This is a genomic window from Acidovorax sp. JHL-9 (genome assembly GCF_000426205.1).
GTDB classification, from domain to species: Bacteria; Pseudomonadota; Gammaproteobacteria; order Burkholderiales; family Burkholderiaceae_C; genus Acidovorax; species Acidovorax soli.
In genome coordinates this window covers 1-1,318 of the sequence record NZ_AUEX01000064.1, presented here as the reverse complement: position 1 = coordinate 1,318, position 1,318 = coordinate 1, and the positions used below count along the sequence as shown (strand labels likewise).

Sequence of the window (1,318 nt, the reverse complement as noted above, 5' to 3'; positions counted from 1 at the left end):
TGAACCGCCCCGGGTTTTGAGGAGGCTCCAACCCTTGAGAAGATGGAGCCATGAAAAAGTCAGTGAAGTTCTCCCCCGAGGTCCGCGAACGGGCCGTGCGCATGGTCGAAGAGTCGCGTGCAGATCACCCGTCGCAGTGGTCGGCGATCGAATCGATTGCAGCCAAGATCGGCTGCACGCCGCAAACGCTGCTGACCTGGGTGCGTCAGCACGAGCGCGATACCGGGCAACGCGAGGGGCCGACCACGTCGGAGCTGGCGCGGCTCAAGGAGCTGGAACGCGAGGTCAAGGAACTGCGCAAGGCCAATGAGATCTTGAAGCTGGCCAGCGCGTTTTTCGCCCAGGCGGAACTCGACCGCCGTCTGAAGTCCTGAGGCGTTTCGTCGACCAGCATCGGCAAGCCTTCGGGGTCGAGTCGGTCTGCAAGGTGTTGCAGATCGCCCCATCGGGCTACTGGCGTCACGCTGCAGCCCAGCGCAATCCGGCGCTGCGCAGCCAGCGCGTACAACGCGATGCCACGCTGGCGCCACAGATCCAGCGCGTGTGGCAGGCCAACATGCAGGTGTATGGCGCCGACAAGGTGTGGATGCAAATGAACCGCGAAGGCATCACGGTGGCACGCTGCACCATTGAGAGGCTGATGCGGCGCCTGGGCCTGCGTGGCGTCATTCGTGGCAAGGTGGTGCGCACCACGGTGCCTGACACCAAGGCGGCATGCCCGCTGGATCGGGTCAACCGCGTGTTCAAGGCCGATCGGCCCAACCAGCTGTGGGTCTCGGACTTCACCTACGTGTCGACCTGGCAAGGCTGGCTGTACGTGGCCTTCGTGATCGACGTGTACGCCCGACGCATCGTGGGCTGGCGCGTGAGCAGCACCATGCGTACGGATTTCGTGCTGGACGCGCTGGAGCAGGCCTTGTACGCCCGCCAGCCCGAATGCGATGGGACCTTGACCCACCATTCGGATAGGGGGTCGCAATACGTGTCCATCCGCTACTCCGAGCGGCTCGCCGAGGCTGGCATCGAGCCGTCGGTGGGCAGCGCCGGCGATGCCTATGACAACGCCTTGGCCGAGACGATCAATGGCTTGTACAAGGCCGAATTGATCCACCGTCGGGCGCCCTGGAGAACCAGGGAATCGGTGGAACTGGCGACGCTCGAATGGGTGTCCTGGTTCAACCATCATCGGTTGCTCGAACCCCTGGGCTACATACCTCCTGCAGAGGCTGAGGCAAACTACTACCGGCAACTCGCCAATCAGGACGCCATCGCGGCCTGACTTAAACCAACCAGCCTCCACGAAACCCGGGGCGGTTCA

Annotated in this window: 1 protein-coding gene and 1 other annotated feature; the gene reads left to right on the top strand. The window is 63.6% G+C overall.

Annotated features, from left to right (window positions below):
• Positions 1-50 precede the first annotated feature (50 nt).
• A protein-coding gene (locus K225_RS0119130) for an IS3 family transposase (protein WP_155885315.1) occupies positions 51-1,279 on the top strand; the annotation gives its coding sequence in 2 pieces (ribosomal slippage) (positions 51-339 and positions 339-1,279; 1,230 coding nt in all).
• Positions 329-445, top strand: a sequence feature (AL1L pseudoknot). (Overlaps the previous gene by 117 nt.)
• Positions 1,280-1,318 lie beyond the last annotated feature (39 nt).